The sequence below is a fragment of the Leclercia adecarboxylata genome (genome assembly GCF_023639785.1).
GTDB classification, from domain to species: domain Bacteria; phylum Pseudomonadota; class Gammaproteobacteria; order Enterobacterales; family Enterobacteriaceae; genus Enterobacter; species Enterobacter adecarboxylatus_D.
The window spans coordinates 2087680-2111741 of sequence record NZ_CP098325.1; the positions used below are offsets into that span (position 1 = coordinate 2087680).

General features: G+C 56.7%; 24 protein-coding genes. 10 read left to right on the plus strand and 14 right to left on the minus strand.

The features are described from left to right. Positions 1–199: 199 nt before the first annotated feature. A complete protein-coding gene (locus NB069_RS09980; RefSeq protein ID WP_250589196.1) occupies positions 200–1453 on the minus strand; it encodes an MFS transporter in 1254 nt (417 codons plus the stop codon). A 122-nt stretch (positions 1454–1575) separates the two neighbouring features. Between NB069_RS09980 and NB069_RS09985 the strand changes: the two genes are divergently transcribed. From NB069_RS09985 to bioD, 3 genes are all read left to right on the plus strand, one after another. Then, entirely contained in the window at positions 1576–2475 is a 900-nt protein-coding gene (locus NB069_RS09985) for a LysR family transcriptional regulator (protein ID WP_250589197.1), read from the plus strand. 127 nt (positions 2476–2602) lie between these two features. Then, positions 2603–3823 (plus strand): sugar metabolism global transcriptional regulator Mlc, encoded by a 1221-nt coding sequence (gene mlc, locus NB069_RS09990; RefSeq protein ID WP_250589198.1) that lies wholly within the window; start codon positions 2603–2605, stop codon positions 3821–3823. A gap of 125 nt (positions 3824–3948) precedes the next feature. After that, on the plus strand, positions 3949–4644 hold the full coding sequence (gene bioD / locus NB069_RS09995; protein ID WP_250589199.1) for a dethiobiotin synthase: 696 nt from the start codon (positions 3949–3951) through the stop codon (positions 4642–4644). Here bioD and clcB read toward each other — a convergent pair. From clcB to NB069_RS10030, 7 genes are all read right to left on the minus strand, one after another. After that, positions 4579–5889: a voltage-gated ClC-type chloride channel ClcB gene (clcB, locus tag NB069_RS10000; protein WP_250589200.1), complete on the minus strand. Its 1311-nt coding sequence runs from the start codon at positions 5887–5889 to the stop codon at positions 4579–4581. The genes bioD and clcB overlap by 66 nt on opposite strands. Before the next feature lie 91 nt (positions 5890–5980). Then, positions 5981–7129 (minus strand): osmoprotectant ABC transporter ATP-binding protein OsmV, encoded by a 1149-nt coding sequence (osmV, locus tag NB069_RS10005; protein ID WP_250589201.1) that lies wholly within the window; start codon positions 7127–7129, stop codon positions 5981–5983. Beyond that, complete coding sequence (osmW, locus tag NB069_RS10010) at positions 7129–7776, minus strand: osmoprotectant ABC transporter permease OsmW (protein WP_250589202.1); 648 nt, start codon at positions 7774–7776, stop codon at positions 7129–7131. Before osmW ends, osmV begins: the two co-directional genes overlap by 1 nt. A 9-nt stretch (positions 7777–7785) precedes the next feature. Continuing rightward, positions 7786–8685 carry an osmoprotectant ABC transporter substrate-binding protein OsmX gene (gene osmX, locus NB069_RS10015; RefSeq protein ID WP_250589203.1) on the minus strand — a complete coding sequence of 300 codons (900 nt, stop codon included), beginning with the start codon at positions 8683–8685 and terminating at the stop codon, positions 7786–7788. 18 nt (positions 8686–8703) lie between these two features. Continuing rightward, complete coding sequence (osmY, locus tag NB069_RS10020; RefSeq protein WP_250589204.1) at positions 8704–9414, minus strand: osmoprotectant ABC transporter permease OsmY; 711 nt, start codon at positions 9412–9414, stop codon at positions 8704–8706. A gap of 259 nt (positions 9415–9673) precedes the next feature. Beyond that, on the minus strand, positions 9674–10417 hold the full coding sequence (locus tag NB069_RS10025; protein WP_250589205.1) for a YoaK family protein: 744 nt from the start codon (positions 10415–10417) through the stop codon (positions 9674–9676). A 169-nt stretch (positions 10418–10586) separates the two neighbouring features. Further along, a complete protein-coding gene (locus tag NB069_RS10030) occupies positions 10587–11210 on the minus strand; it encodes a glutathione S-transferase family protein (RefSeq protein ID WP_250589206.1) in 624 nt (207 codons plus the stop codon). Positions 11211–11331: 121 nt separating this feature from the next. Between NB069_RS10030 and NB069_RS10035 the strand changes: the two genes are divergently transcribed. After that, positions 11332–12243: an alpha/beta fold hydrolase gene (locus tag NB069_RS10035; RefSeq protein ID WP_250589486.1), complete on the plus strand. Its 912-nt coding sequence runs from the start codon at positions 11332–11334 to the stop codon at positions 12241–12243. A 41-nt stretch (positions 12244–12284) separates the two neighbouring features. Here the strand turns inward: NB069_RS10035 and NB069_RS10040 are convergent, their stop codons facing one another. Together NB069_RS10040 and NB069_RS10045 are read right to left on the minus strand one after the other, a co-directional pair. Continuing rightward, entirely contained in the window at positions 12285–13184 is a 900-nt protein-coding gene (locus tag NB069_RS10040; RefSeq protein WP_250589207.1) for a LysR family transcriptional regulator, read from the minus strand. Positions 13185–13196: 12 nt separating this feature from the next. Next, entirely contained in the window at positions 13197–14099 is a 903-nt protein-coding gene (locus NB069_RS10045; RefSeq protein ID WP_250589208.1) for a LysR family transcriptional regulator, read from the minus strand. A 289-nt stretch (positions 14100–14388) separates the two neighbouring features. On the opposite strand from NB069_RS10045, the gene NB069_RS10050 reads away from it, so the two are divergent. After that, positions 14389–15411 carry an alpha/beta hydrolase gene (locus NB069_RS10050; protein ID WP_250589209.1) on the plus strand — a complete coding sequence of 341 codons (1023 nt, stop codon included), beginning with the start codon at positions 14389–14391 and terminating at the stop codon, positions 15409–15411. 29 nt (positions 15412–15440) lie between these two features. After that, positions 15441–16208 (plus strand): SDR family NAD(P)-dependent oxidoreductase, encoded by a 768-nt coding sequence (locus NB069_RS10055; RefSeq protein ID WP_250589210.1) that lies wholly within the window; start codon positions 15441–15443, stop codon positions 16206–16208. Positions 16209–16336: 128 nt separating this feature from the next. Here the strand turns inward: NB069_RS10055 and rclA are convergent, their stop codons facing one another. The 4 genes from rclA to NB069_RS10075 form a co-directional block, all read right to left on the minus strand. After that, the gene (gene rclA / locus NB069_RS10060) at positions 16337–17662 is read right to left on the minus strand and encodes a reactive chlorine resistance oxidoreductase RclA (protein WP_250589211.1); all 1326 of its coding nucleotides are present in this window, start codon (positions 17660–17662) and stop codon (positions 16337–16339) included. 43 nt (positions 17663–17705) lie between these two features. Beyond that, complete coding sequence (locus NB069_RS10065) at positions 17706–18722, minus strand: zinc-dependent alcohol dehydrogenase family protein (RefSeq protein ID WP_250589212.1); 1017 nt, start codon at positions 18720–18722, stop codon at positions 17706–17708. An 83-nt stretch (positions 18723–18805) separates the two neighbouring features. Next, positions 18806–19828, minus strand: a complete 1023-nt coding sequence (locus tag NB069_RS10070) for an alpha/beta hydrolase (protein WP_250589213.1) — start codon at positions 19826–19828, stop codon at positions 18806–18808. Between the two features lie 78 nt (positions 19829–19906). Further along, positions 19907–20704 (minus strand): SDR family NAD(P)-dependent oxidoreductase, encoded by a 798-nt coding sequence (locus NB069_RS10075; protein ID WP_250589214.1) that lies wholly within the window; start codon positions 20702–20704, stop codon positions 19907–19909. A gap of 278 nt (positions 20705–20982) precedes the next feature. Here NB069_RS10075 and NB069_RS10080 point away from each other — a divergent pair, with 278 nt between their 5' ends. The 4 genes from NB069_RS10080 to NB069_RS10095 all read left to right on the plus strand — a co-directional run bounded on the left by NB069_RS10080 (position 20983) and on the right by NB069_RS10095 (position 24053). Next, positions 20983–21933 carry a GlxA family transcriptional regulator gene (locus NB069_RS10080; protein WP_250589215.1) on the plus strand — a complete coding sequence of 317 codons (951 nt, stop codon included), beginning with the start codon at positions 20983–20985 and terminating at the stop codon, positions 21931–21933. A 79-nt stretch (positions 21934–22012) separates the two neighbouring features. After that, entirely contained in the window at positions 22013–22195 is a 183-nt protein-coding gene (locus tag NB069_RS10085; protein WP_250589216.1) for a hypothetical protein, read from the plus strand. 362 nt (positions 22196–22557) lie between these two features. Beyond that, positions 22558–23007: a hypothetical protein gene (locus NB069_RS10090; RefSeq protein WP_250589217.1), complete on the plus strand. Its 450-nt coding sequence runs from the start codon at positions 22558–22560 to the stop codon at positions 23005–23007. A 188-nt stretch (positions 23008–23195) separates the two neighbouring features. Next, complete coding sequence (locus NB069_RS10095; RefSeq protein WP_250589218.1) at positions 23196–24053, plus strand: alpha/beta hydrolase family protein; 858 nt, start codon at positions 23196–23198, stop codon at positions 24051–24053. Positions 24054–24062: the final 9 nt, after the last annotated feature.

Consider the following 24062-nt stretch of genomic DNA (forward strand, 5'->3'; position numbering starts at 1 on the left):
TTCTCTTTACTTCATCAGAAGGGGCTTTTTTCTGAATATAAACCCAGGCTACAAAATGGTTATCGTTATTTTTCATTCAGCCATTGAAAGGTTGCATTACAGACGTGTTTTGCGTGGCGAAGCGGTTTATGAATGTGTCATTAATAAAGGCCCGGCAGGATTTATGATTCCGGGCCTGAAAAGCGTTCTATTAACACGCTTATTTTAATCGTCGGTGAAGGCTTCTGCCCACCATAAGCGCTACACACAACATTAATGCAATAAACCCGCCCACGCCGTTCCAGCCGTACTGGTGCCAGAATACGCCGCCGAGCGTCCCGGCGATGCTGGAGCCGAGATAGTAGCTGAAGAGATAGAGCGACGAGGCCTGGCCTTTTGCGCGGCGCGCCCGCGGGCCGATCCAGCTGCTGGCAACGGAGTGGGCGGCAAAGAACCCCGCGGAGAAGAGCAGCATCCCGCCGAAAATCACCCACAGGTTGCCGGACAGGGTCAACACTACCCCGGCCAGCATAATCCCCGTCGAGGTCAGCATCACCGGACCGCGTCCAAAGCGGGTGGTCATCGCCCCTGCTTTCGGGGAGCTCCAGGTACCGGTCAGATAGGCCACCGACAACAGGCCGACCAGCGCCTGGCTCAGATGCCATGGCGAGAGCATCAGCCGGTAGCCAATGTAGTTAAACAGGGTCACAAAGGAGCCCATCAGCAGAAAACCGGTGAGAAACAGCAGGGGCAGCCCTTTATCGCGCCAGTGCAGGCGAAAGTTAATCAGCAGCGTTTTGGGCCGCAATGCGGTGGGGCGAAAGTGGCGCGATTCCGGCAGGATTTTCCAGAACATCAGCGCGGAGGCCAGCGCAAAACAGCCGATCGCCGCCAGGGCTATCCGCCAGCTAAATAAATCGGTAAATACGCCGCTCAGCAGTCGTCCGCTCATGCCGCCAATGGAGTTGCCGCTGATGTAGAGCCCCATTGAGAAGGCGACGACGCTGGGATGGATCTCCTCGCTGAGGTAGGTCATCCCTACCGCCGCCACGCCGCTAAGAGAAAGACCGATCAGCGCGCGCATAATCAAAATCCCGTGCCAGCTGGTCATCATCGTCGACAGCAAGGTACAGACCGACGCCAGCAGCAGCGCGGTGACCATCACCGGTTTACGCCCGATGGCGTCCGAGAGCGGGCCGGTAAACAGCAGGCCGACCGCCAGCATCCCGGTCGAGATCGACAGCGAAATACTGCTGCTGGCCGGAGAGACGCCAAACTCATGGGATAGCACCGGCAGGATGGGCTGCACGCAATAGAGCAGGGCGAAGGTGGCAAGACCGGCGGAAAAGAGCGCCAGGGTAACGCGCATAAACTGCCGGGTGCCGCGCTTGATGAACTGCGCCGGTAAGGCGTTGTTCGGTAAGAGATCGATATCATTGCCGGGGGCGATATCAGCCGTTGTTGTACGACTCACGTAAATTCCTTGCTTCAACATCCCCGTGATTTCTGGTGACGGGTATGACCACAAGGATCAGGGTAGGAAATTGTAAATATTCTGTCTAATATATTAATAATCTCAAATGATACGTTAAAAATATGAATATCGAACTGCGTCATCTGCGCTATTTTGTTGCTGTCGCCGAAGAGCTGCATTTTGGTCGCGCGGCGGCGCGGCTCAATATCTCGCAACCGCCGCTGAGCCAGCAAGTTCAGGCGCTGGAGCAGCAGGTGGGGGCCCGCCTGCTGGCGCGAACCAATCGCAGCGTCGGGCTGACGGCGGCAGGGCGTCAGTTTCTGGCCGACAGCCGCCAGATTTTGAGCATGGTAGACGAGGCGGCAGCCCGGGCAGAGCGCCTGCACCTGGGTGAAACCGGCGAGCTACGCATCGGATTTACCTCCTCCGCCCCCTTTATCAGTGCTATCTCGCACACGCTGTCCTCGTTTCGTCGCCTGTCGCCGGATGTGCATATACAGACCCGGGAGATGAATACCCGCGAGCAGATCGTCCCGCTCAGCGAAGGCTCGCTCGATCTCGGCCTGATGCGTAATACCCAACTGCCGGATACCCTGTCCTGGCAACGGGTGCTGCGCGAACCGCTGCTGGCGATGATCCATCGGGACCACCCCCTGGCGGCAAAGCCTGAAATCTCGGTGACGGAACTGGCCCAGGAGCCCTTTGTCTTTTTCGACCCCCATGTCGGCACTGGCCTGTACGACGACATCCTGGGATTGCTGCGCCGCCACGGAGTAAACCCGGTCATTACCCAGGAGGTGGGTGAGGCGATGACCATTATCGGGCTGGTGGCGGCAGGGCTCGGGGTATCTATCCTGCCCGCCTCGTTCAGGCGGCTTCAGCTGCAAGAAATGCGCTGGGTGGCGATTGCTGAACCGGACGCGGTTTCAGAGATGTGGCTGGTGTGGTCCCGACATCATGAACTCAGCGCAGCGGCACAGCGATTTAAGGATCTCCTGATTAGCGCCTCTCCGGGGGGCTAAGCGGCAAAAAAAGCGGGTAAAAATGTGCTGTAAATCACAAGGCTAAGTAAAAATTTGACGATTACTGTAGAAGTGCTTCACCATAGCCCACAGTTTATTTCGAAGCGCGAAAATAAGGGAGTACGTGGTGGTTGCTGATAGTCAGCCAGGGCATATAGATCAGATTAAGCAGACCAATGCGGGCGCAGTGTATCGCCTGATTGATCAGCTTGGGCCGGTCTCGCGCATCGATCTTTCCCGTCTTGCGCAACTGGCGCCAGCCAGTATCACCAAGATTGTGCGTGAGATGCTTGAAGCGCATCTGGTGCAGGAAACAGAAATTCAGGAGCCGGGCAGCCGTGGCCGTCCGGCCGTCGGGCTGGTGGTGGAAACCGAAGCCTGGCACTACCTCTCGTTGCGCATCAGTCGCGGTGAGATCTACCTTGCGCTGCGCGATCTCAGCAGCAAGCTGGTGGTGGAAGACAAGCTGCCGCTCGAACTGAAAGCCGCCGAGCCGCTGGAAGTGCGGATCACAGCCCTTATCGATCGGTTTTTTATTCATCATCAGCAGAAGCTGGAACGTCTTACTGCCATCGCGATCACGTTGCCGGGAATCATTGATACGGAAAATGGCATCGTGCACCGCATGCCGTTTTACGATGACGTCAAAGAGATGCCGCTCGGTGAGGTGCTGAGAAATCACACCGGCGTCCCGGTCTATATTCAGCATGACATCAGCGCCTGGACGATGGCCGAGGCGCTGTTTGGCGCCTCTCGCGGCGCGCGGGACGTCATTCAGGTGGTGATCGACCACAACGTGGGGGCCGGGGTGATCACCGATGGCCGCCTGCTGCACGCAGGCAGCAGCAGCCTGGTGGAGATCGGCCACACCCAGGTCGATCCCTATGGCAAGCGCTGTTACTGCGGTAACCACGGCTGCCTGGAAACCATCGCCAGCGTCGAAAGCGTGCTGGAGCTGGCCCAGCTCAGGCTCGGTCAGTCGATGAGTTCGACGCTGCACGGCCAGCCCCTGACGGTGGAGTCGCTTTGCGCGGCCGCGCAGCAGGGCGATCTGCTGGCAAAAGATATTATTACCGGCGTCGGCATTAACGTCGGGCGCATTATTGCCATCATGGTTAACCTCTTTAACCCGCAAAAAATACTGATTGGCTCGCCCCTGAGCCAGGCATCCGACGTTCTTTTCCCGGCGATCGCTGACTCGATCCGCCAGCAGTCATTACCGGCCTACAGCAGGCACATTGTGGTTGAAAGCACCCAGTTCACCAATCAGGGCACCATGGCAGGGGCGGCGCTGGTAAAAGATGCGATGTATAACGGTTCACTATTGATCCGTTTGTTGCAGGGTTAACTGTTTTTTACAGTCTTACCAAAAATTGCGCTATCTCAAACCGGGCAGATAGCGCATGCCTTAGACTCCCTCCACTGAATTATTTCCTTCATTTATATTTTCAGAGCATAACGGTGGAGTAAGTGATGCTTAAGCGTTTCTTTGTAACGGGTACTGATACTTCTGTCGGCAAGACGGTGGTGTCCCGCGCCTTGCTGCAAGCCATGATGGCCAGCGGTAAGCGTGTTGCAGGGTACAAGCCGGTAGCCAAAGGGAGTAAAGAGACGCCAGAAGGATTGCGCAATAAAGATGCGCTGGTGCTACAAAGCGTCTCCTCTTTAGACCTGCCTTATCACGCCATTAATCCCATTGCCCTCAGCGAAGATGAGAGCAGCGTGGCGCACAGCGGGCTGGTGAATTACACCCTGTTGTCGAACGGCCTTGCCAGCCTGTGCGAAAAAGTCGATCACGTGGTGGTGGAAGGCACCGGCGGCTGGCGCAGTCTGATGAATGATTTGCGCCCGCTCTCAGAGTGGGTGGTGCAGGAGCAACTGCCGGTGCTGATGGTGGTGGGTATTCAGGAAGGCTGTATCAATCACGCCCTGCTGACGGCGCAGGCCATCGCCAATGACGGCCTGCCGCTGGTGGGGTGGGTGGCAAACCGCATCAACCCGGGCCTGGCGCATTATGCCGAAATTATTGAGGTGCTCGGCAAAAAGCTGCCCGCTCCGCTGGTGGGTGAACTACCCTACCTGCCGCGCGCCGAACAGCGCGAACTAGCGCACTATATCGATCTCTCTGCTTTCGGCAGCGTGCTCTCCGTAGATCGAGTCGTGGCGTAACGTCCGCGACAGTACCGACGCCACCACGCAGGCAATCAACAGGCCGGGCAACAGGAAATACTGCCCGGTCATTTCACAGACCATCAGCGCCGACATGATCGGCGCGTGCGTCGTGGCGGCGAGCAGCGTCGCCATCCCTGCCAGTCCCAGCAAAATCGCCGTTTCTGAACCGGGTAGCCACAGCATAAACAGCTGGGCGAACAGCATCCCGGTCGCCATGCCGACAAACAGCGTTGGCGTGAACACGCCGCCCGGCGCGCCAGAGCCGCTGCTGGCCAGCACCGCCAGCAGCTTGCAGATGAATACCCCCGCAATCACCGACAGCAGCGGTGGCGCGAGCAGGAACCCCTGCAGCACGCTGTAGCCATTGCCCCATACTTTAGGTGTCAGCAGCGACAGCAGCCCGACGATGAGTCCCCCCAGCGCCAGCTGCCATGGCGGAGAGAGCTTAAGGCGCAGAAAAAGAGAGTGGCTGAAGGCCATGAGCCACATCAGCCCCGGGCCGCAGAGGCCCGCCAGCAATCCCATTCCCACAATCAATGAATAATCCATCGCGGTCAGCGTCTCGCTGAGGTGTACTTCGTACAAAGTGTTCGCGCCAGGGCTAAGCAGGCGGGTGGTGAGCAGCGCCACCACGGCGGCAATGACCACCGGCCCCAGCGACGCCAGCATCAGCGTGCCAAACAGGATCTCAGCGATAAACAGGCTGCCGGCTAACGGGGCGTGATAGGCGCTGGCCATCCCGGCGGCGGCCCCGCAGGCGATCCACAGCTTCCATTCGGTTCTGGGCGTAAAGCGTTGTGCAAAAAAAGAGGCGGCGAGGGCGGCCAGCAGGATCATCGCCCCTTCGCGGCCAATGGCGCTGCCGCTGGCGACCACCAGTAGCGACGCCAGGGATTTCACCAGGCTGGCGGCATAGTCAAACTGCCCGTCACCCGTCTCCAGCGCTTCCATATAGTCGGTGGGGGCATGGGGACGCTGGGCGGTCATTCGCTGCCATCCCCAGAGCAACAGCCCGGCAGCCAGCCCGCCAAGAGCAGGCGTCAGCGCGCGTCGCCAGGGCGAAAGGCCGCTGGCGGCATTCACCAGGCTGCCGCTGTCGTTACTCAGAAAAAGCCACTCCAGCAGATACAGGGCATGTCGAAACAGGGCCACGGCAAGCGCCGCCAGCACGCCGGTAACGCTGGCAATCAGTAACCGGCGAAACATGGCCCGGATATCAGGGTAAGCATGAAGTCGATGCATGGGCTACGCGTAAACGGGAAAGATACAATATTCTGGCGGGAAAACGCGGGCTTAGCAATGCGAAGAGCCGGGCAATGCCCGGCTATTAAGATTAATTTTCGCTGTGAATATTCAGCGCCCGGCGCGTGCGGCCAGAGCTCAGGTATTCCGCAATATAGTCCTGAGAAATTTCGCCGTTGTAGCGGCCTTCCTCATCGACAATCGGCATCCAGCTGGTGTTGCTCTCGTACAGGCGGGAGAGCACCACGCGCAGGTTGTCTTCGGCTTTACCGGTCATGCGGAACGGATGCAGAATATCGGCGCAGCTGCCGCTGGCGTTACGCGCTTCGCGGCGCTTAACAAAGCCCAGCGGTTTGCCGTTTTCATCCACCACGGTAACGGCGCGAATGTCGTTTTCATCCATGATGCCAAACGCCTCGCTGAGCGGCGTGGCCGGGCGCACGGTAAGGGTAGGCTGCTGATCCGTGACGTCGCCTGCCGATACCAGCAGCAGACGCTTCAGGGTGCGGTCCTGGCCGACAAAGGAGCCGACAAACTCGTTGGCCGGTTTCGCCAGCAGTTCGTCCGGGCTGGCGCACTGGACAATTTTCCCCTGGCGGAAGACGGCGATACGATCCCCCAGCTTCAGGGCTTCGTCGATGTCATGGCTCACCAGCATCACCGTCTTTTTCAGCTTACGCTGCATCTCCAGGAACTGGTTCTGGATCACCTCGCGGTTAATCGGGTCCACTGCGCCGAAAGGTTCATCCATGAGCAGAACCGGAGGATCCGCCGCCAGGGCGCGGATAACGCCGATACGCTGCTGCTGGCCGCCGGACATCTCGCGCGGATAGCGGTTTAGGAATTTATGCGGATCCATCGCCACCATATCCATCAGCTCCTCGGCGCGGGTTTTGCACCGGGCTTTATCCCAGCCCAGCATCCGCGGCACCACGGTGATGTTCTCTTCAATGGTCATGTTCGGGAACAGACCAATCTGCTGGATCACGTAGCCGATGTTGCGGCGCAGGGTCACGGTGTCCATGTCGGTGGTGTCCTGGCCGTTAATCTGGATGGTGCCGCTGCTCGGGGTAATCAGCCGGTTAATCATCTTCAGGGTGGTAGTTTTGCCGCAGCCCGACGGACCAAGCAGGACGCACATCTCCCCTTCAGGTACGTTCAGGTTAACATTGTCCACGGCTTTAAACGTCTGGCCCTGCTTCTGTGAAAATTGTTTGGTGAGGTTTTCCAGTTTTATCATTATCGAATCCCCTTTGGAGTCAGTACGATCTGCAGACGGTGCAGTAACCAGTCGAGCACAATCGCTAAAAGACAAATCATCAGCGCGCCCGCAATCAGCATACGAATATCGCTTCCGCCAATGCCGTTAAGCAGCAGCAGGCCCAGTCCGCCCGCGCCGATGACGGCGGCAATGGCCATCACGCCGATATTCATGACGACGGCGGTGCGGATGCCGCCGAAAATCACCGGCAGCGCCATCGGAATCTCTACCCAGCGCAGGCGCTGCCAGAAGGTCATGCCGATACCGCGACCCGCTTCGCGCAGGCCGGGCGGCAGGCTGTCCAGCGCGGTATGGGTGTTACGCACAATCGGCAGCAGCGAGTAAAGAAACACCGCCGTAATTGCGGGCAGGGCGCCAATGCCCTGACCGATCAGCGAAAAGAGCGGGATCATCAGGCCGAACAGGGCAATGGACGGAATGGTCAGCACCAGGGTGGCAATCCCCAGCACTGGCGTGGCCAGCCATTTGTGGCGCACAATCAGAATGCCCAGCGGCACGCCGATAATAATGGCCAGGCCCACGGCCAGCGCGACCAGCCACAGATGTTGCAGCGTCAGGCTTAACAGATAGCCCCAGTTATCCATGATGTAGTGAACGGTTTCCATAGCGCCTCCTTACAGCAGCTGCTTGCTACGCAGGAAATCACGGGCGACCTGCTGCGGTGACTGATGATCGATATCCACCTTCTTGTTCAGCTCGGTGATAACGTCGTTATTAAGCTGGGCGGAGAGGGTGTTCAGCGCCTCTTCCAGGCCCGGGTTCGCCTCCAGCGTGTCCTTACGCACCACCGGCGTCACCGCGTAGCTCGGGAAGAAGCCTTTGTCATCTTCCAGCACCTTCAGGTCAAAGCCTTTTACGCGCCCGTCGGTGGTGTAAACAAGGCCCGCATCGACAAAGCCGTCTCGCACCGCGTTATAGACCAGACCCGGGTCCATCTGACGGATTTGCGGGCGATCCAGCTCCATTTGATAGGCGGCCTGCAGCGGCTTCATGCCGTCGCTGCGCCCGGCAAACTCCAGGTCTAAGCCCAGCATCCAGTTGTTATCCGGATCGGTTTTACGCACCTGCTCAATCTTCGCCACCATCTCGGACATGGTGTTGATGTGCTCTGCTTCGGCGCGCTTACGCTGCATGGCAAAGGCGTAGGTATTGTTCATGTTGGCGGGTTTGAGCCATACCAGACCGTGCTTCGCATCCAGGCGTTTTACCGTCTCGTAAGACTCCTCCGGCGACATGCGCTTATTGATGTGGTTAAAGATGATCAGCGATGTGCCGGTGTACTCCCACGTCATATCGATTTGCTTGTTGATCATCGCGTTACGGGAGATCACGGTGGCGATGTTTGTTTTGGGCTGAACCTGAAAGCCTTTCTTCTGCAGGTACTGCACGGTCAGGGCCGACAGGATATGCTGCTCGGTAAAACTTTTGGTCGCCAGTGTGACGGGCGCAGCAAGCGCCTGGCTGGTAAAGAGCGCGGCGGTACAGAGCGCCGCCAGGCCGGAAAACAGTCTCATAGAAGCTCCTTGTTATAATTATCGCGCGAGATGCGGGCTCATCAGACGGCCCAGCGCCGCCAGCAACGTATCCAGGATCAGGGCAAACAGGGCGGTGGCCGCCGCGCCCAGAATCAGCGTCGGGAAGTCGTTCAGATAAATGCCGGGGAAAATCAGTTCGCCGTAGCTGCTGGCGCCAATCAGGAAGGCCAGCGGAGCGGTACCGACGTTGATGGCGGTCGCGATGCGAATGCCGGAGAGCATCACCGGCCAGGCGTTAGGCAGTTCCACCTGGCGAAGACGCTGCCATTTTGTCATCCCGATGCCGTTTGCCGCTTCCAGCAGTGAAGACGGAACCGAGCACAGCCCGGCGTAAGTGTTACGCACAATGGGCAGCAGCGAGGCGAGGAAGAGGGCAATAATGGCTGGCGTATCGCCGATACCAATCACCACCATCGCCAGGGCCAGCACCGCCAGCGGTGGCAGGGTGTTGCCCACGTTAAAGATTTGCATGACGTATTCTGCGATGCCGCGTGCAGCGGGGCGGCTCAGCATAATACCGCTGGGAATACCGACCAGCAGCGCGAAGAACATCGACGAGAAGACTAAAATCAGGTGCTGTTGCCCGAGATAGACCAGATCGACCTGACGCGCTTTTATCGTTTCAGGCCCGATCCCCCAGACGAGGAGGGCGATAACCACGATAATGGCGCCGACAAATAGCAGCGAGCGTTTGAGTAATGGATGCATTGCGGTGTGTCTCCCTGTGCGCATGCGTTATAGCAACCACCGGTTGCCTGTTGTTATGCCATGTTTAGGCAGGGGTATTTGAGCTATAGCAAGGGATCGGGAAGGGTTCCAGCGAGGCGGCTAAATTCGTAACCCTATGAAAGTTGCGGAAACCCGGGCTTAAGCCTTACGGGGTAAGGCCTGGTCAGGGGGTAGACAGAATAGTCTTAAAGGCGGTTGCATTAAGTGACACCGTCACTTAATGTAAAAGTGCTGTCTCTTATTTGCTCAGCACAGCGCGAACTTTTCGAACGCGTAGCGAGGTACTCAAAATAGAAAAGGCAGCCACCAATACCAGCATCAGCCCCAGGGCCAGCATCGCGCTAAAGCCAAACCATCTGAACAGTATCAGCCCTGCAATGCCACCGCTTATAAACGAGAAAAGGGTGGTGAGATGGGTTTTGAGCTGGTTACTTTGGGCTGTCGTATCTTTGGAGAAATCCCGGCGCAGCATCGCCACCACAACGGAGGCCAGTGAAATGCCTGCGTCGGTTAAGGTGCCGGTGATGTGAGTGGATCTTACCCGTCCGCCGGAGAGCTGCGTGGAGGTGGAATTATGGATCCCCATCAGGCCGCAGAGAAAAACAATAATTTCACGATTGGTGGTCAGCGTATGAAAGAACAATTCGTACAGGGAGACGCCGGTCAGTAATATTCCTTCAATGAATAACACCTGGCAAAAAATGAGCCGGACATTGTGAATAATGCCCCACATAACGATAATTCGCGCAATAATTGCGCCGGTCACAAACGACAGAATAATTGTCGCGAAGAAAATAATATCGTTCAGATCCGTTGAAGAGACTTCGCTGGAAAATTGCGAGGTATTGCCTGTCATATGGGAAGGAAAAAAGCCGAATGCCCCCAGCGCAATGGCGTTCAGCAATCCTGCGGAGGTCGCGAGCCAGAGGGCAAGGCGACGATCCTCCTGATGCGTTCGTTCTTTCTTCAGTTTAATCAGCAAAGAATACCTCCGGTTTGCGCTTTGCCTGAATCATCAGGCTAGCAAAGCCAATTTCTGAATTGTCCAGGATAGTACTTAATTCTTAAGTCTCCGGAGGCGGATATGGATTATGTAATTAATTAAAATAACCGTGATAAAAAAGGGATTATTTCACCTCATCGCGCCAGGCTCACAACATGCCATTATTACCGTGGCGTAAAAATGCCGGGCGCTGGTTTAAGCGTTCAAACCAGGCTTCAATTGCGGGCATCTCCGGATGTTCAAAGGGCGTCATCTTCCAACGGTTCACTGACAATCCCAGCACCACGTCCGCCAGGGTAAAGGTCTCTCCGGCCGCCCAGGCGCCGGTTTTTTGCAGCTGCTGTTCCAGGATGGCGACGCAGTGATTCCACTCCTCAATTCCCGCGGCAATGCGATTCGGGTCGTTGAAATCAGGATCTTTGCGCCCCAGCGCGGGGACCACATATCGCCAGGCGTTGTTAAATTCTGATGCCTGCCAGTCCATCCAGCGCTCAACGTTGGCGCAGGCCTGGGGTTCAACGGGAAGCAGGTCGTCGCGCCCGGTTTTACGTACCAGATAGCGGCAGATGGCGTTGGATTCCCACAGCACGAAATCATCGTCAATCAGCACCGGCACCATGGCGTTCGGGTTCAACTGGCGAAACTCATCGGTTTGGGTGGAGGCAAAGCCGCTGCCGTAATCTTCCTGCAGATAGTCCAGGCCCGCTTCTTCGCAGGTCCAGAGTACTTTGCGTACGTTGATGGAGGTGGTCTTGCCGAGGATTTTTAGCATGATGCAGATGTCCTTTTTAAATGTGTTTAAGAGCAGGTCAACCCTAAATAGGGTAGTAGTTCCTCCCGCCTTTATCGCGTTAGTCTGTCGGCGCCACAAGGAACGCATAAAGGGAAAATTCATGCATACCGCAACTCTCCGTACAATGATCCAGGGGACTTTTTTATTGATGTCAGTCTTATTCTCAGCGTCCGCAGCGCAGTCTCTTCCAGTACCTTCCGAACAGCCGAACGCGCAGCGTATCTCTGTGCAGACGCAAGGTTCAGGAACGGATGTCATATTGATTCCGGGGCTGGCGTCGTCTCGCGAAGTTTGGGCCGGTTTAGCATCAGGATTACGTATGAACCACCGCATTCATCTTATAGAGCTTGCGGGATTTGCGAATACACCAGCTATTTCCAGGCCGGAGGGGAAGGTCGTCGCTCCGGCAGTTGACGCCATCGCAGAATACATCCGCACTCAGCACATCAACGCCCCTGCGGTTATTGGTCACTCTCTTGGAGGAGAAATCGCATTGATGTTGGGAGCCCGTCATCCCGACCTGGTGGGGCGCTTGATGATCGTCGATGCTTTGCCGTTCTATACGTTGATGATTGACCCTGCTGCGACCAGCGAAACTGCGGCACCCCATGCCACGGCTATGCGGGATTGGCTCTTGTCGCAGTCGCCGGAGCAGGTCGCAGAGTTTCAGAATACCTCCATCGTCCGTTTAGCGAAGACCGAGGCGGTGAGACCTGCTCTGGTGGCTGCGGGGATCAATTCCGATCGCAAAACCGTAGCGGATGCCATGTATGAATTGATGACTACCGATCTGCGTCCCGAGCTTGGCCGCATTCGAGTGCCGGTTGAGATCCTGTATGCCTGGGACCCTTTATTCGGGGTACCTGCAGCCAGCGTGGATACAATGTACCGTCAAGCCTATGCCTCTGCGCAAGTTGTCCGTTTCACGCGTATTGATGACAGTTTTCACTTTGTGATGCTCGATCAGCCAGAACGGTTCTCCAGCGCGGTCGAGTCATTCCTGAATGAATAGACGCCCATCAGGGCGGTGTTGCTCTGGCCCGAGGCGTAATCTCAGACCCCAGGCTCATATCGTAACGTCTCAATAATCATCGACAGGGCTGGCAACAGTTGTCGCTCGCTGGCGTAGAAAATGTGGAAGCCCTGGCGCAGCGGGCACCACTCATCAAGCACTGAGTGAAGACGGCCCTTATCCAGCCAGGGGCGGGCGATGCTCTCCGGCACAAAAGCCAGGCCATATCCCGCCAGTGCGGCGTCGAGCGCGGCATATACCGAGTTAAAGATCAAAGGGCCATCGACACGAAAAGCCTCCAGTGTGTCGCCCTTTTTCAGTTCCCAGGGGCTGATCCCCTCCTTCATGGAGTAGCGGGTATTGATGTAGGCATGCCGGGCCAAATCCTCCGGCGTGAGCGGCAGATGTCTTCTGGAAAGATAATCCGGGGAGCCCACAATGACATTTCGCCACTCGGGAGAGATCCGGACCGAAGCCATATTTTTGCCGATCCTGTCCCCTGGCCTGATACCGGCGTCAAAGCGCTCGGCAACGATATCGGTGAGGGCCGGATCGTTCGACACCTCCAGTTTTACGTCTGGATAGTGAAGCAAAGCAGTGGAAAGGCGCGGCCAGACAAACGTGTTCCACGCGAAATCCGAAACCGTGATGCGGACCGTTCCGGCGATCTTGCTGCCCAGCTCGCTCAGGGAGGCCAGTTCATTGGCAATCACATCGAAGCGGGGAGAAACCCGCTCGAGCAAGCGTAGCCCCGCCTCAGTAGGAGAGACGCTGCGCGTGGTGCGGATCAGCAGGCGTAGCCCCAGCCGCGCTTCAAGATTGCGGATGGTATGGCTTAACGCCGACTGGGAAACGCCCAGCTCAGCGGCAGCCCGGGTAAAACTGCGCTCCCGGGCGATAGTGATAAACGCCACGATATCCCTGAAGATTTCGCCTGACATAGTCCGCCTCCGTTATGCCTGATTTTCATGGAAACGCAACGCTTCAACCATCAGCGTCATGGCCCGGGAATGCTGGCGCCGGTTAGGGTAGTAGAGATGCAGGCCCGGCCAGAGCGGACACCACTCTTCGAGTACCGATACCAGCTCCCCTGAATCCAGCCAGGGCTGAACCATATCCTGCGGCAGGTAGGCAAGTCCCAATCCCGCTTTCGCGGCCTCAAGAATGTCGTAGGCGTTGTTACAGATGATCGGGCCGCTAATCCTGACGGCAAACTCACGCTGACCCTCGGTAAATTCCCAGTCATAAAGGCCACCATAGGTAGAGGTGCGCAGCCGAATGCATCTGTGCTGGTCGAGTGCCTCTGGCCGTCCGGGGAGTGGAAAACGCGTAAAATAGTCAGCCGAGCCGACCACCGTATTCTTCACATCCGGGCCGATACGCACGGAGATCATATCCTGCGCCAGCTCCATGCCAAATCTGACCCCGGCGTCATAGCCTCTGGCGGCTATATCGACGCTGGCATACTCGCTGATCAGCTCAACGGTGATATCCGGATACTGCTGCAAAAAGGGGGAGAGTTTAGGCCACAATACCTGGCGAATGGCGTAGTCAATGGCCGTGATGCGCAGGGTGCCGGTCGGCTTGTCCCGCAGATCGTTCAGGGATTCGAGCTCTTTCTCGATGTAGTCAAATTCGGGAACGATCCTGTCCACCAGATGTTGCCCCGCCATGGTCAGGCTTACCCGACGCGTGCTACGCAGCAGCACACGTACGCCGAGCCGCTCCTCCAGACCGCGGATGCTGGCGCTGAGGGCTGGCTGCGTAACGCCCAGTTGCGCCGCTGCCCGGGTAAAACTTCCGGTTTGCGCCACCGCAATAAGCGCTAATAAATCGCTGAAACCCTCACGAGCCATCTTTTCCTCACGCAGACGCGACACAGAGATAAGTCAGATTTAAAAAACATTAATGAATTCTGTTTATAAATGCAAGAAACGGGCCGCACTGTTCGGGGCGGACAACCTTATGTATATTTATCAGCAGGCAAAGACGGAGGGCAGAAAATAATTCCGTCAGGCGCGATTAAACAAGAGTGCCAAATATATTAAACGACGCAGATGAATAATTCCATCACGCTGGTCGTTTGCAATAAATATCACCGCAACACATCAATCATACTGATATCAATATCGGTCAGGAGGCGTCATGCCATTATCTAAAGTTTCATTATTGCTGGCATCATTACTTATTACCAGCGCTGCATATGCTGAACAAACCCAGCCAACCACCGTTGCTGAAGGTATTAATACCATGAACGCGAAAAAAGTATCGTTTCAGAATGGCGATGTCAAAATGGCGGCTAATCTTTACCTGCCACCGAATTACGATAGCGCAAAAAAATATCCTGCTATCGTGGTTTCTCATCCCTGGGGCGGAGTAAAAGAGCAGACCTCGGGTCTCTACGCCCGGCAGCTGGCAAAGCGCGGATTTATTACCCTGGCCTATGATGCATCTCACTACGGTGAAAGCGGCGGTTTGCCGCGTGACCTGGAAAACCCGGCAGACCGGGTGCAGGATATTCGCAGTGCGATTGGCTACCTGAGCAGTCTGCCGCAGGTTGATGCCGCCCGCATCGGGACGCTGGGCATCTGTGCTGGCGGCGGGTATACCCTCCACGAAGCGCAAACCGATCTGCGGGTAAAAGCGGTCGCCGGGGTCGTGACCTACGACATTGGGGATGCGACCCGTAACGGTATTGAGGGATCGCCGGTCACTGCTGCCGACCGGCTCACATTATTGCAAAGCGTTGATGCCCAGTTAAATAAAGAGGCCGCCGGCGCCCCGCTGAGGGTTGAACAGCTGCTCCCGGCGCGTGATAGCCTTGATGCCAGTACACCGAATTTCGTGCGGGAAGCGACGGAATATTATCTCACCCCACGGGGGGCGCATCCAAATGCCCGAAATCGCTATGTCGTGACCAGCCCGGGGCTGCATATGGCCTATTATCCGCTGGAGCATATGGGGAATATTTCTCCCCGGCCGGTATTATTAATTGCGGGCGAAAAAGCAGAAACCCGTAAATTTAGCCAGCAGGCCTACGATAATGCCAGACAGCCGAAGGAATTAACGATTATTCCGGGCGCATCGCATTTCGACCTGTATGACAAGCCGCAGTATGTCACTCCGGCGGTAGATAAACTCGCCGCGTTCTTCGCTAAAAATCTTTAATAGCCAGCGTTGTATATAAACAGGAAAATATGATGACCTATTCACTCAATAATAAAATTGCTTTAGTGACCGGTGCCGCTTCGGGTATTGGTCTCGCCACCGCACAGGCCTATGCCGCGGCCGGGGCTTCCGTCGTGCTGGCGGATATTAACGGCGGGGCGGTGACGCAGGCCGCCGAGTCGCTGGTGGCTTCCGGCTATATCGCCAAAGCGGTGACCTGCAATGCAGCGGATCTGGATAGCGTCGCCGCGATGGTGCAGGAGACCGTTGCGACCTTTGGCCGCCTGGATATCGCCTTCAACAACGCCGGGATCCAGAATGTGCTGGCCGAGATCGCGGACGCAACAACAGAGGATTTCGACCGCGTCACGGCGGTGAACCTGCGCGGCGTCTGGGGCTGCATGAAATACGAGCTGCAGCAGATGCGTAAGCAGGGCAGCGGCGTTATTGTGAACTGCTCCTCTATCGGCGGGATTGTGGGCGGCGCAGAACGCGCTAACTACCACGCTGCCAAGCACGGCGTACTTGGCCTGACCAAAAGTGCTGCGCTTGAGTATGCCGCGCGCAATATTCGCGTCAATGCCGTCTGTCCGGGGCTTATCTGGACACCTATGGTTGACGCCATGGTCGCCTCGGGTCAGAAGGAGGCGCTGGAAGCGATGGTGCAGGGGGTACCTATGCAGCGCCATGGCAGGGCAGAAGAAATTGCAGACGTGGTCCTTTGGCTCTCCAGCGATGCCTCCTCCTACGTAACGGGCCAGTCCATATCCATTGATGGTGGCCTGACCATGCGTTAACGCAGCGATATCGCGCAGGCCTGAAGCCTCGAGCTCGATATCGATCCTGAAAACGTCTGGCAAGAGTGGGTGATGTTCAAAGCAGGCTGACTCAATAACGTCGGGTCAGCCTGTCTGAGAGATAAAGCCTATTTCACCAGCGCGAAGAGATCGTTCAGCGATTCGCTCATGGTGGGGTGGGTGAAGATCTGATCCCGCAGCACGCTGTAAGGCAGATTTGCATCCATCACCGTTTTCACGATGTTGATCACCTCGTGGGAATCCGCCGCCAGCAATGTCACGCCCAGTATCCGCTGGCTGTCATTATCGACCACGGCCTTCAGCACACCCCGGGTATCGTTGATAACCCGTGCCCGTGGGATCGCCGCTACCGGCAGTGACACCACCTGGATATTTTTCCCCAGCTCCCGCGCCTGCGCTTCCGTTAAGCCGATGCGCGACAGCGTTGGGGTCATAAATACGGAATAAGGGATGTTCACCCGATCGTCCGTGGTACGCCTGTCCTTGCCCAGCAGTTGATCGTGCACAATACGGTAATCATCGAGGGAGACATAGGTAAACTGCGGCCCGCCGGTGACGTCACCCATCGCCCAGATATGATCTGTCGAGGTTTTCAGTCTCTTATCGACCTGGATGGCGCCACGCGCGTCCGTCAACACCCCGGCATTTTCCAGCTTCAGCGCCCCGGTTGCCGGGCGGCGCCCGGTGGCAACCAGCAGGACATCCATCGGACGATCCCCCTGCGGGGTGTGCAGGGTCACGCTGTCACTGCTGCTGGTAACGGATTTCACTGACGCGTTCAGCTCTATAGTGACGCCCTGATCCTTCAGGATAGTGGCGACGGCCGCGCTGATATCATCATCTTCACGGGCCAGAAATTTTGGTGCAGTTTCAAAGAGGGTGACCTTGCTGCCGAAACGGGCAAACATGGAGGCGAACTCTACGCCGATATAGCCGCCACCAAGAATACCTAGACGTTCAGGCAGGCGGGTTAAATTCAGGATACCGGTGCTGTCCACAATGCGCGGCCCGGCGATCAGACCATCGATGTCCGGAAAACGGGCTTCAGCGCCGGTATTAATGAAAATGCGGTCTGCGCTGAGCGTGCGGATCTCCTCCTGCGAGGTGATTTTTAACGTATGGGGATCGAGGAACTCCGCCTGCCCGTCAATAACGTCAACTGTCTCCAGATTAGCCAGATTGAGATAGTTTTTTTCCCGCAGGAATTCAACCACTGACGCTTTACGCTGCGCGGCTTCACTGAAGTCAGTGGCCGTTTGCGCATCATGGACCAGCGCTTTAGTGGGAATACAGCCGATGTTAATACAGGTGCCGCCGTACATGGATTTCGACTTTTCGACGATCGCCACACGCCAGCCCGCGCGACCCAGCGCCGCTGCCAGCGTTTTGCCTGCTTTGCCAAAGCCAATAATGGCTGCCTGATAATGGTTCATGATGTTCTCCGCTGTAGAGGCGTTAACAGGTCCACGCCGTTATCTACCATTCAACCGTGATTTTCCCGAAGTGCTTTCCACCCGCCAGATGGCTGAATGCATCAGCAACCGAAGCCAGGCCTTCAAACCTGTCGGAAATGACGGGACGGATCCCTGTCTGATTCAGCGCTCTGACAAACTCCTGCTGCATACGATTGCTGCCGACAACCAGCCCCTGGAGACGGGCCTGTTTCGCCATCAGCATCGCGGTCGGCACAACGCCCTCCATACCCGTCAGGACGCCAATCAAGGCAATATGGCCGCCAATACGCACCGCGTTTATCGACTGCGCCAGCGTCCCCGGCCCGCCGAGCTCAATGACGACATCCGCACCGCGGCCGTGGGTGATTTCCCTGACCTTTTCACCCCACTGCGGGGTTGAGCGGTAATTAATAACGTGATCGGCGCCCAGCGCTTTCACCCGCGCCAGCTTCTCATCCGAAGAGGAGGTGACAATCACCTTCGCCCCCATACTTTTCGCTATCTGCAGGGCCGTAATGGAAACCCCACCGGTCCCTAAGGTCAGCACCGTATCGCCCGCCTTTAATCCTGCATCCACCACCAGGGCGCGCCATGCCGTCAGGCCAGAGGTGGTCAGCGTGGCGGCTTCAGCGTGACTCCAGCCAGCAGGCGCAAGGGTAAAATGCGAGGCAGGACGAACAACGTATTCCGCGGCAAACCCTTCGGCACCGTCACCGGGCGTCTGACCGAAATCACCGACGCCCTCCATCGCTGCACCCTCTGTCCACTGGGGGAAAAAGGTGGATACAACCCTGTCGCCGGGCTTGAACTCAGTGACCCCGTCGCCAGTCGCCTCTACGACGCCGGCGCCGTCCGCCATCAGGATGCGCCGATCGGCGGTTGGCACCTTACCGCTGGCGACCAGTAAGTCGTGAAAGTTTAAGGACGTAGCATGGATCGCCACGCGAAGCTGGCCCGGACCGGGTTGGCCCGGGTCTGGCAGATCTTCTAACGCAATATGATCGAGCCCACCAGGGGCGTTCAGCACGACTGCCTTCATAAACGTCTCGCTTTGACTATAAGACGGTTGAGTCACCGTCGATACTATGGATGAAGGCCAGCGTTACTGGCTGGCCGCCGGGATTACTGCAGATGGATTTTAAGCTGATAACCCGCCTGGTTGAGCGCGGCTCTCACCGCAGGCTCCTCGCTCAGGGCGTTTAACAGGCCATAATCATGGATCAAACCGTTATAACGGGTGACGGTGACAGGCACACCCGCCTTATCGAGCTTACGTCCGAACGCTTCGCCTTCGTCACGCAGCACGTCCAGCTCTGCGGTCTGAATAAGGGTAGGCGGCAGCCCCTGGAGTTGTTCCGTTGTCGCGCGTAAAGGCGAGGCCAGAACAGTATTTCGCTCTTTCTCGGATGGGGTGTAATTATCCCAGAACCATTTCATCATGTTGCGGGTAAGAAAATAACCGTCAGCGAACTCAGTATAGGAGGCGGTATCAAAGTGCGCGTCCGTTACCGGCCACAGCATGACGTTATAACGGATCGCCGGGCTATGATGTTGTTTTGCCTGGAGCGCAACGGCAGCCACCATATTTCCGCCGACGCTGTTCCCGGCCAGCGCCAGCCGTTTTCCGTCGACCCCAATTTCTTCGCCGTTTTCAGCCACCCATTTTGTCGCTTCATAGGCCTGCGTGATAGCAACGGGATAGTGGGATTCAGGAGAAGGATCGTAATTGACGAAAACGGCAGCCGCACCCGATGCGTTTACCAGATCCCGAACCAGCCGCTCATGGGTTGGATAATCCCCCAGTACCCAGCCGCCCCCATGGAAGAACATAAACACCGGCAGCGTCTGCGCCGCGGCATTTTCAGGCTTTACAATTGTCAGGGTGAGTGGCTTGCCCTGGACAGTAATTGTTTTTTCGCTGACCTGCGCCGGAGGCAATTTTGCCCCTTGCTGGGCTGAAACCAGGACCTGCCGCGCCTCCTGTGGGGTCAGGGCTTCCATCGGCTTTCCGTCGCTGCTGTTGAGCACCTTAAGAAATGCCGCCACGCCTGCAGTGGGCTGCGGGCTGTTTTGCGCGGGTGCGCCCCATGCTGCGGTGACCTGCGTCGCTAATAACAAGGCACTGACGCTCAGTTTCGTTTTCATTATTTTTCCTGGTGAAGAGTTGAAGGTGAATATCCGATGAAACCTGTTGGCCACGCTGTTCCTGTGGCATTACCCCTTTTAAGAAGGCCGATAGCGCGCAGCCGGCACGTTGTGAGAGAAGTCTTCAATGATCGCCTGACGCGCCTGCTCCCACTGCTGAAAACGGCTTTCATCATGCAGCGAAGGGATGGTAATCAGCTCGCCGCGCTGGAACCCAACCAGTGCCGCATTGACCATCTCTTCCGCCTGCATCACGATACCCGGATCCAGCTTACTCAGCGGCAGACCGCCGTTATCCCAGAATGGCGTGGCTGTTGCGCCAGGCAGTACCGCCTGAACCTGAATACCTTTGTCGGCTAATTCACGGTGAAGAGAGCGGGTAAATGCCAGCACATAGGCTTTACTGCCGCCGTATACCCCATTTAATACTTCCGGGGCGATACCCACGATGGAGGCAATATTGATGATGGCTCCCCGGCCACGCTTAACGAAGCCGGGCACCACCGCGTAGGTCAGCCGGGTGAGGGCGACGACGTTCAGGTTAATCATGCTGGTCATCTGTTCGACGTTACTGTCCAGCAGCTGAGTGTGTGTGCCCATTCCGGCGTTATTCACCAGCAGCGTGATGCTCGCGTCGTTGCGAAGCCGCTCTTCCAGGGCCGCCAGTTGCTGCGGATCGTTCAGGTCCGCCGCCACAACCTCCACGTTTCGCGCGCTGTCGGCGGTGATGTGGCTTGCCATCTGATTAAGCCGGTTATGATTGCGGGCAACGATGATCAGGTCGTAACCCATTCTTGCAAGCCGGGCAGCATACAGGGCGCCCATTCCGGTTGATGCGCCCGTGACAACCGCCGTTCCTTTCGCTGAATCACTCATTTAATTAACCTCAATTGGGTGTGTGGGATGAATTGAGATTACGTGAAGACGCCAGAGAGAAAATGACGTAAAGGGGCACGATTTCAGACATAGTGCAGCGTCGCGTTGATAAACCGGGAAAAGCGAGTGATTGCCGGAAATTAACCTGTTGCCTGATGATTCATTTTTTTGGTAAATGTTTGCCTATGAAAATGATGAAAACAGGCGTCCAGACAGCGGTGCTTTTAACCCGCTATTAATAAGGGTTATTGAGACGTTACTGAAAGAGGATTAATAATATGCATCGGGTCGGGCTCCTTATTTCTGAACAGTTTCAGTCTCTCGCGCTATCGACACTGACCATTTTTGAATTTGCTAACCTGGTATTAGGTGAACCCTTCTACCAGTGCACCGTTTATTCAGAAAAGGGGGGAGAGGTTGCGTCCTCTTACGGAATAAGTGTTATCAGCCAGCCTCTGTCCGAAGAGATCCCGGTGGATACCTGGCTGGTGGGAGGCGTGCTGACGCCGGTCACCTTACCGGCCACGGCGGGGGTGATCCATTTTTTGCAAAATCATGCATCCGGCGCGCGCCGTATTGCCGGTATTTGTACCGGCGCCTTCGTTCTGGCGCAGGCCGGGCTTTTGCAGGATAAACGCGCCACCACGCACTGGGTCTATACGGACAGTCTCAAAGTCCTTCATCCCACCATACAAACTGAAGACGACCTGATCTACATCATCGACGATCAGATCTGGACCTCGGCAGGGATGACCGCCGGGTTTGATATGGTGCTGGCGATGGTTGAAAAAGATCACGGTACCGATATCGCACGTAATATCGCGCACCGGATGGTTATGAATCAGCGCCGGACAGGGGGGCAGCGCCAGCACTCGGAACTGCTGGCGCTCTCTCCAAAAAGCGACCGCCTGCAGATGGCGATTGAGTATGTCCGGAAGAATCTGAGCAAAACGCTCACCGTTGAACACCTGGCGCACGCCGTCCATCTGAGCGCCCGTCAACTCAATCGCCTGTTCTTAAATGAAACAGGTAAATCCCCGGCGCGCGTTATTGAGCGGTTGCGGCTTGAGGCGGCACGGCTGATGATTGAGAAGAGCCGCTTACCGCTGGAGGTGATCGCCCGTGAGTCTGGCTTCCGGGATCGCCGTCATATGCGCAACGTCTTTATGCGCGGATACGGTATTCCTCCGCAGTCATTACGAACGGGCAAGAGCGCGCTGGTATCCTGATGTTCAGCCATTCCGGTTACTCTCCATAACAGTTGCGGCGCACCGATCCTGGCTCAGGGCGTTTGTCCCGGAATCTCCTTTGCGCGCAATTTGCCACGCCAGCAGCGCCAGTCCCAGGGCGATCGCCGACAGCAGCGCGCCTGCCCAGTCAGGCGAATCCAGACGCCGCCATCAGGAATACGCAGGCCGCAGCGATAATCTGATTATCCACGTTGACCCAGAGGACGAGCAGAACCACAGCCTGCGCCGCAAGGGTGATTAACAGGGCGCCAAACAGCGAACAGTCTGCGAAGCGTCCAAAGCGAAGCGCCCCCGGCAAGCCCTTTCTGGAATGCGCCTCGCAAACCCCAAATTAACCCTGTGTAATTCAGGGTTAACGCTTTTCTTCGCACCGTCCCGGTCGTAAAGTCACTGCGTTGCGGCATATCCGCAATCGGGCGCAGGAACCCGTGAGCATAAAGCGATATGGTTTTGTCGCCACAGCGTGCTGTCACGGTGGCGCTGGCAGAGCAGCCGTAGGGCTGGCCGTTTTCTTTATGCGCGGTATTCCTACCTCCGTCAGCGCTACCTCCATGAGCGTAGGAACTCAGGGAAGTGAATGTTTGCATAAAGAGGATCTTTTATATGACTACTGTCCCAACTCTGGCTTATCGCCAGACTGACGAACATATTATTCAGCAACTTATTGCCCAGCCGGTTCCGGCCGATCTTGTCGAGACCGCCGATCGTTGCGCCGCCCTGGCGAGCGTGCTGCTGGAAACCGACGATACCCCAATCCGCGCCGCGCTCGGCGAGCGTCTGCTGCAAACCCTTCGTCAGCTGCGACAGCTCTGTGATGCCGATCTTCCGCCGCATTGGGTAGCCCAGCTCATCGAAGGGGACAAACTCACCTCCTGCGTGCCGGCCTGCTGGCAGGACACCGCGATCCAGGTGGACCATGCTCTGGCCCTGACGCAAGCGATTATGGGCGGAACCCTTCCTGCCAGCGTCGAGGAAGGTCTGACCGGGTTGCTGCACGATCTGGTCTGGTTGCTGGCGGAGTTTGTGAAGGAGCCCCATATTCCGGCGCACTGATTGCAGGGGATGTAATAAGGGGCTTATCGCCCCTTTGATGACAGCGGCCAGGATAAGTGAACTGAAGGTCTGCCTGGAGTGAAAAGTGGATGTCAAAATCCTGAACAAAAAAATAGCCAGATTTGGCTGTCAGGACTAGATTGAATTCAGTTTATAACTGGTATGACCACGTGAGTAAGGCTCAGCGAATGAATTCAATAACAATACCTGTAAAAGAAAGCGGGTTTCTGGCTGCCACGCTCTGGGAAAGACGAGATGCTAAAGCACTGGTCATTCTCCACCCGGCAACGGCGGTTGTGCAGACGTTTTATAAGGGGTTCGCAGAATACCTTTTTGACAAAGGATTCAGCGTCCTCACTTATGATTATCGTGGCACAGGTCTTTCTAAGTCCGGGAAGCTCCGTAACTGCAGCGTCTCAATGTCAGACTGGATCGAGCAGGACGTCGAATGCGTAACAGCCTGGGCTAACACATCTTTCCCTGACGTCACCTTGCTGGCGGTAGGGCACAGTATAGGAGGACATGCTGTTCTGCTTTCGACAGCCACTCATGCCCTGAAGGCCGCAGTTATTGTGGCGTCACATGCCGGTGTGACGAGTTCCATAAAGCACACGAAAGAAAAGGTGCGAGTCTGGTGCCTGCTGCGTGTTCTGGGTCCTGTCCTCTGCCGTATTTTCGGGTATATGCCTGCCAGACGCCTGGGACTGGGAGAAGATTTACCGGCGCCGGTGATGCTTCAGTGGGGGCGCTGGAGCGCTATGCCTGGTTATTTCTACGATGATCCCAGCTGGAATGCGCGTCAGCGAGCAAGTGAGATCACACTGCCTCTACTGGTAATGGGGTTTGATGACGATCCCTGGGCCAACCCTGAAGCCATTGCGCAACTGATTGAGCCGGTGCGTAACGCAAAAGTGGAACGCCGTGACATACGGCGCGCGGATTATGGTATATCCGCCATTGGTCATATGGGCTTTTTTCGTAAACGATGTGCTGAAGCGTTATGGCCTGACGTCGGTCAATGGTTGCAGGAGAAGTGTCAGGATTGAACGATGCGC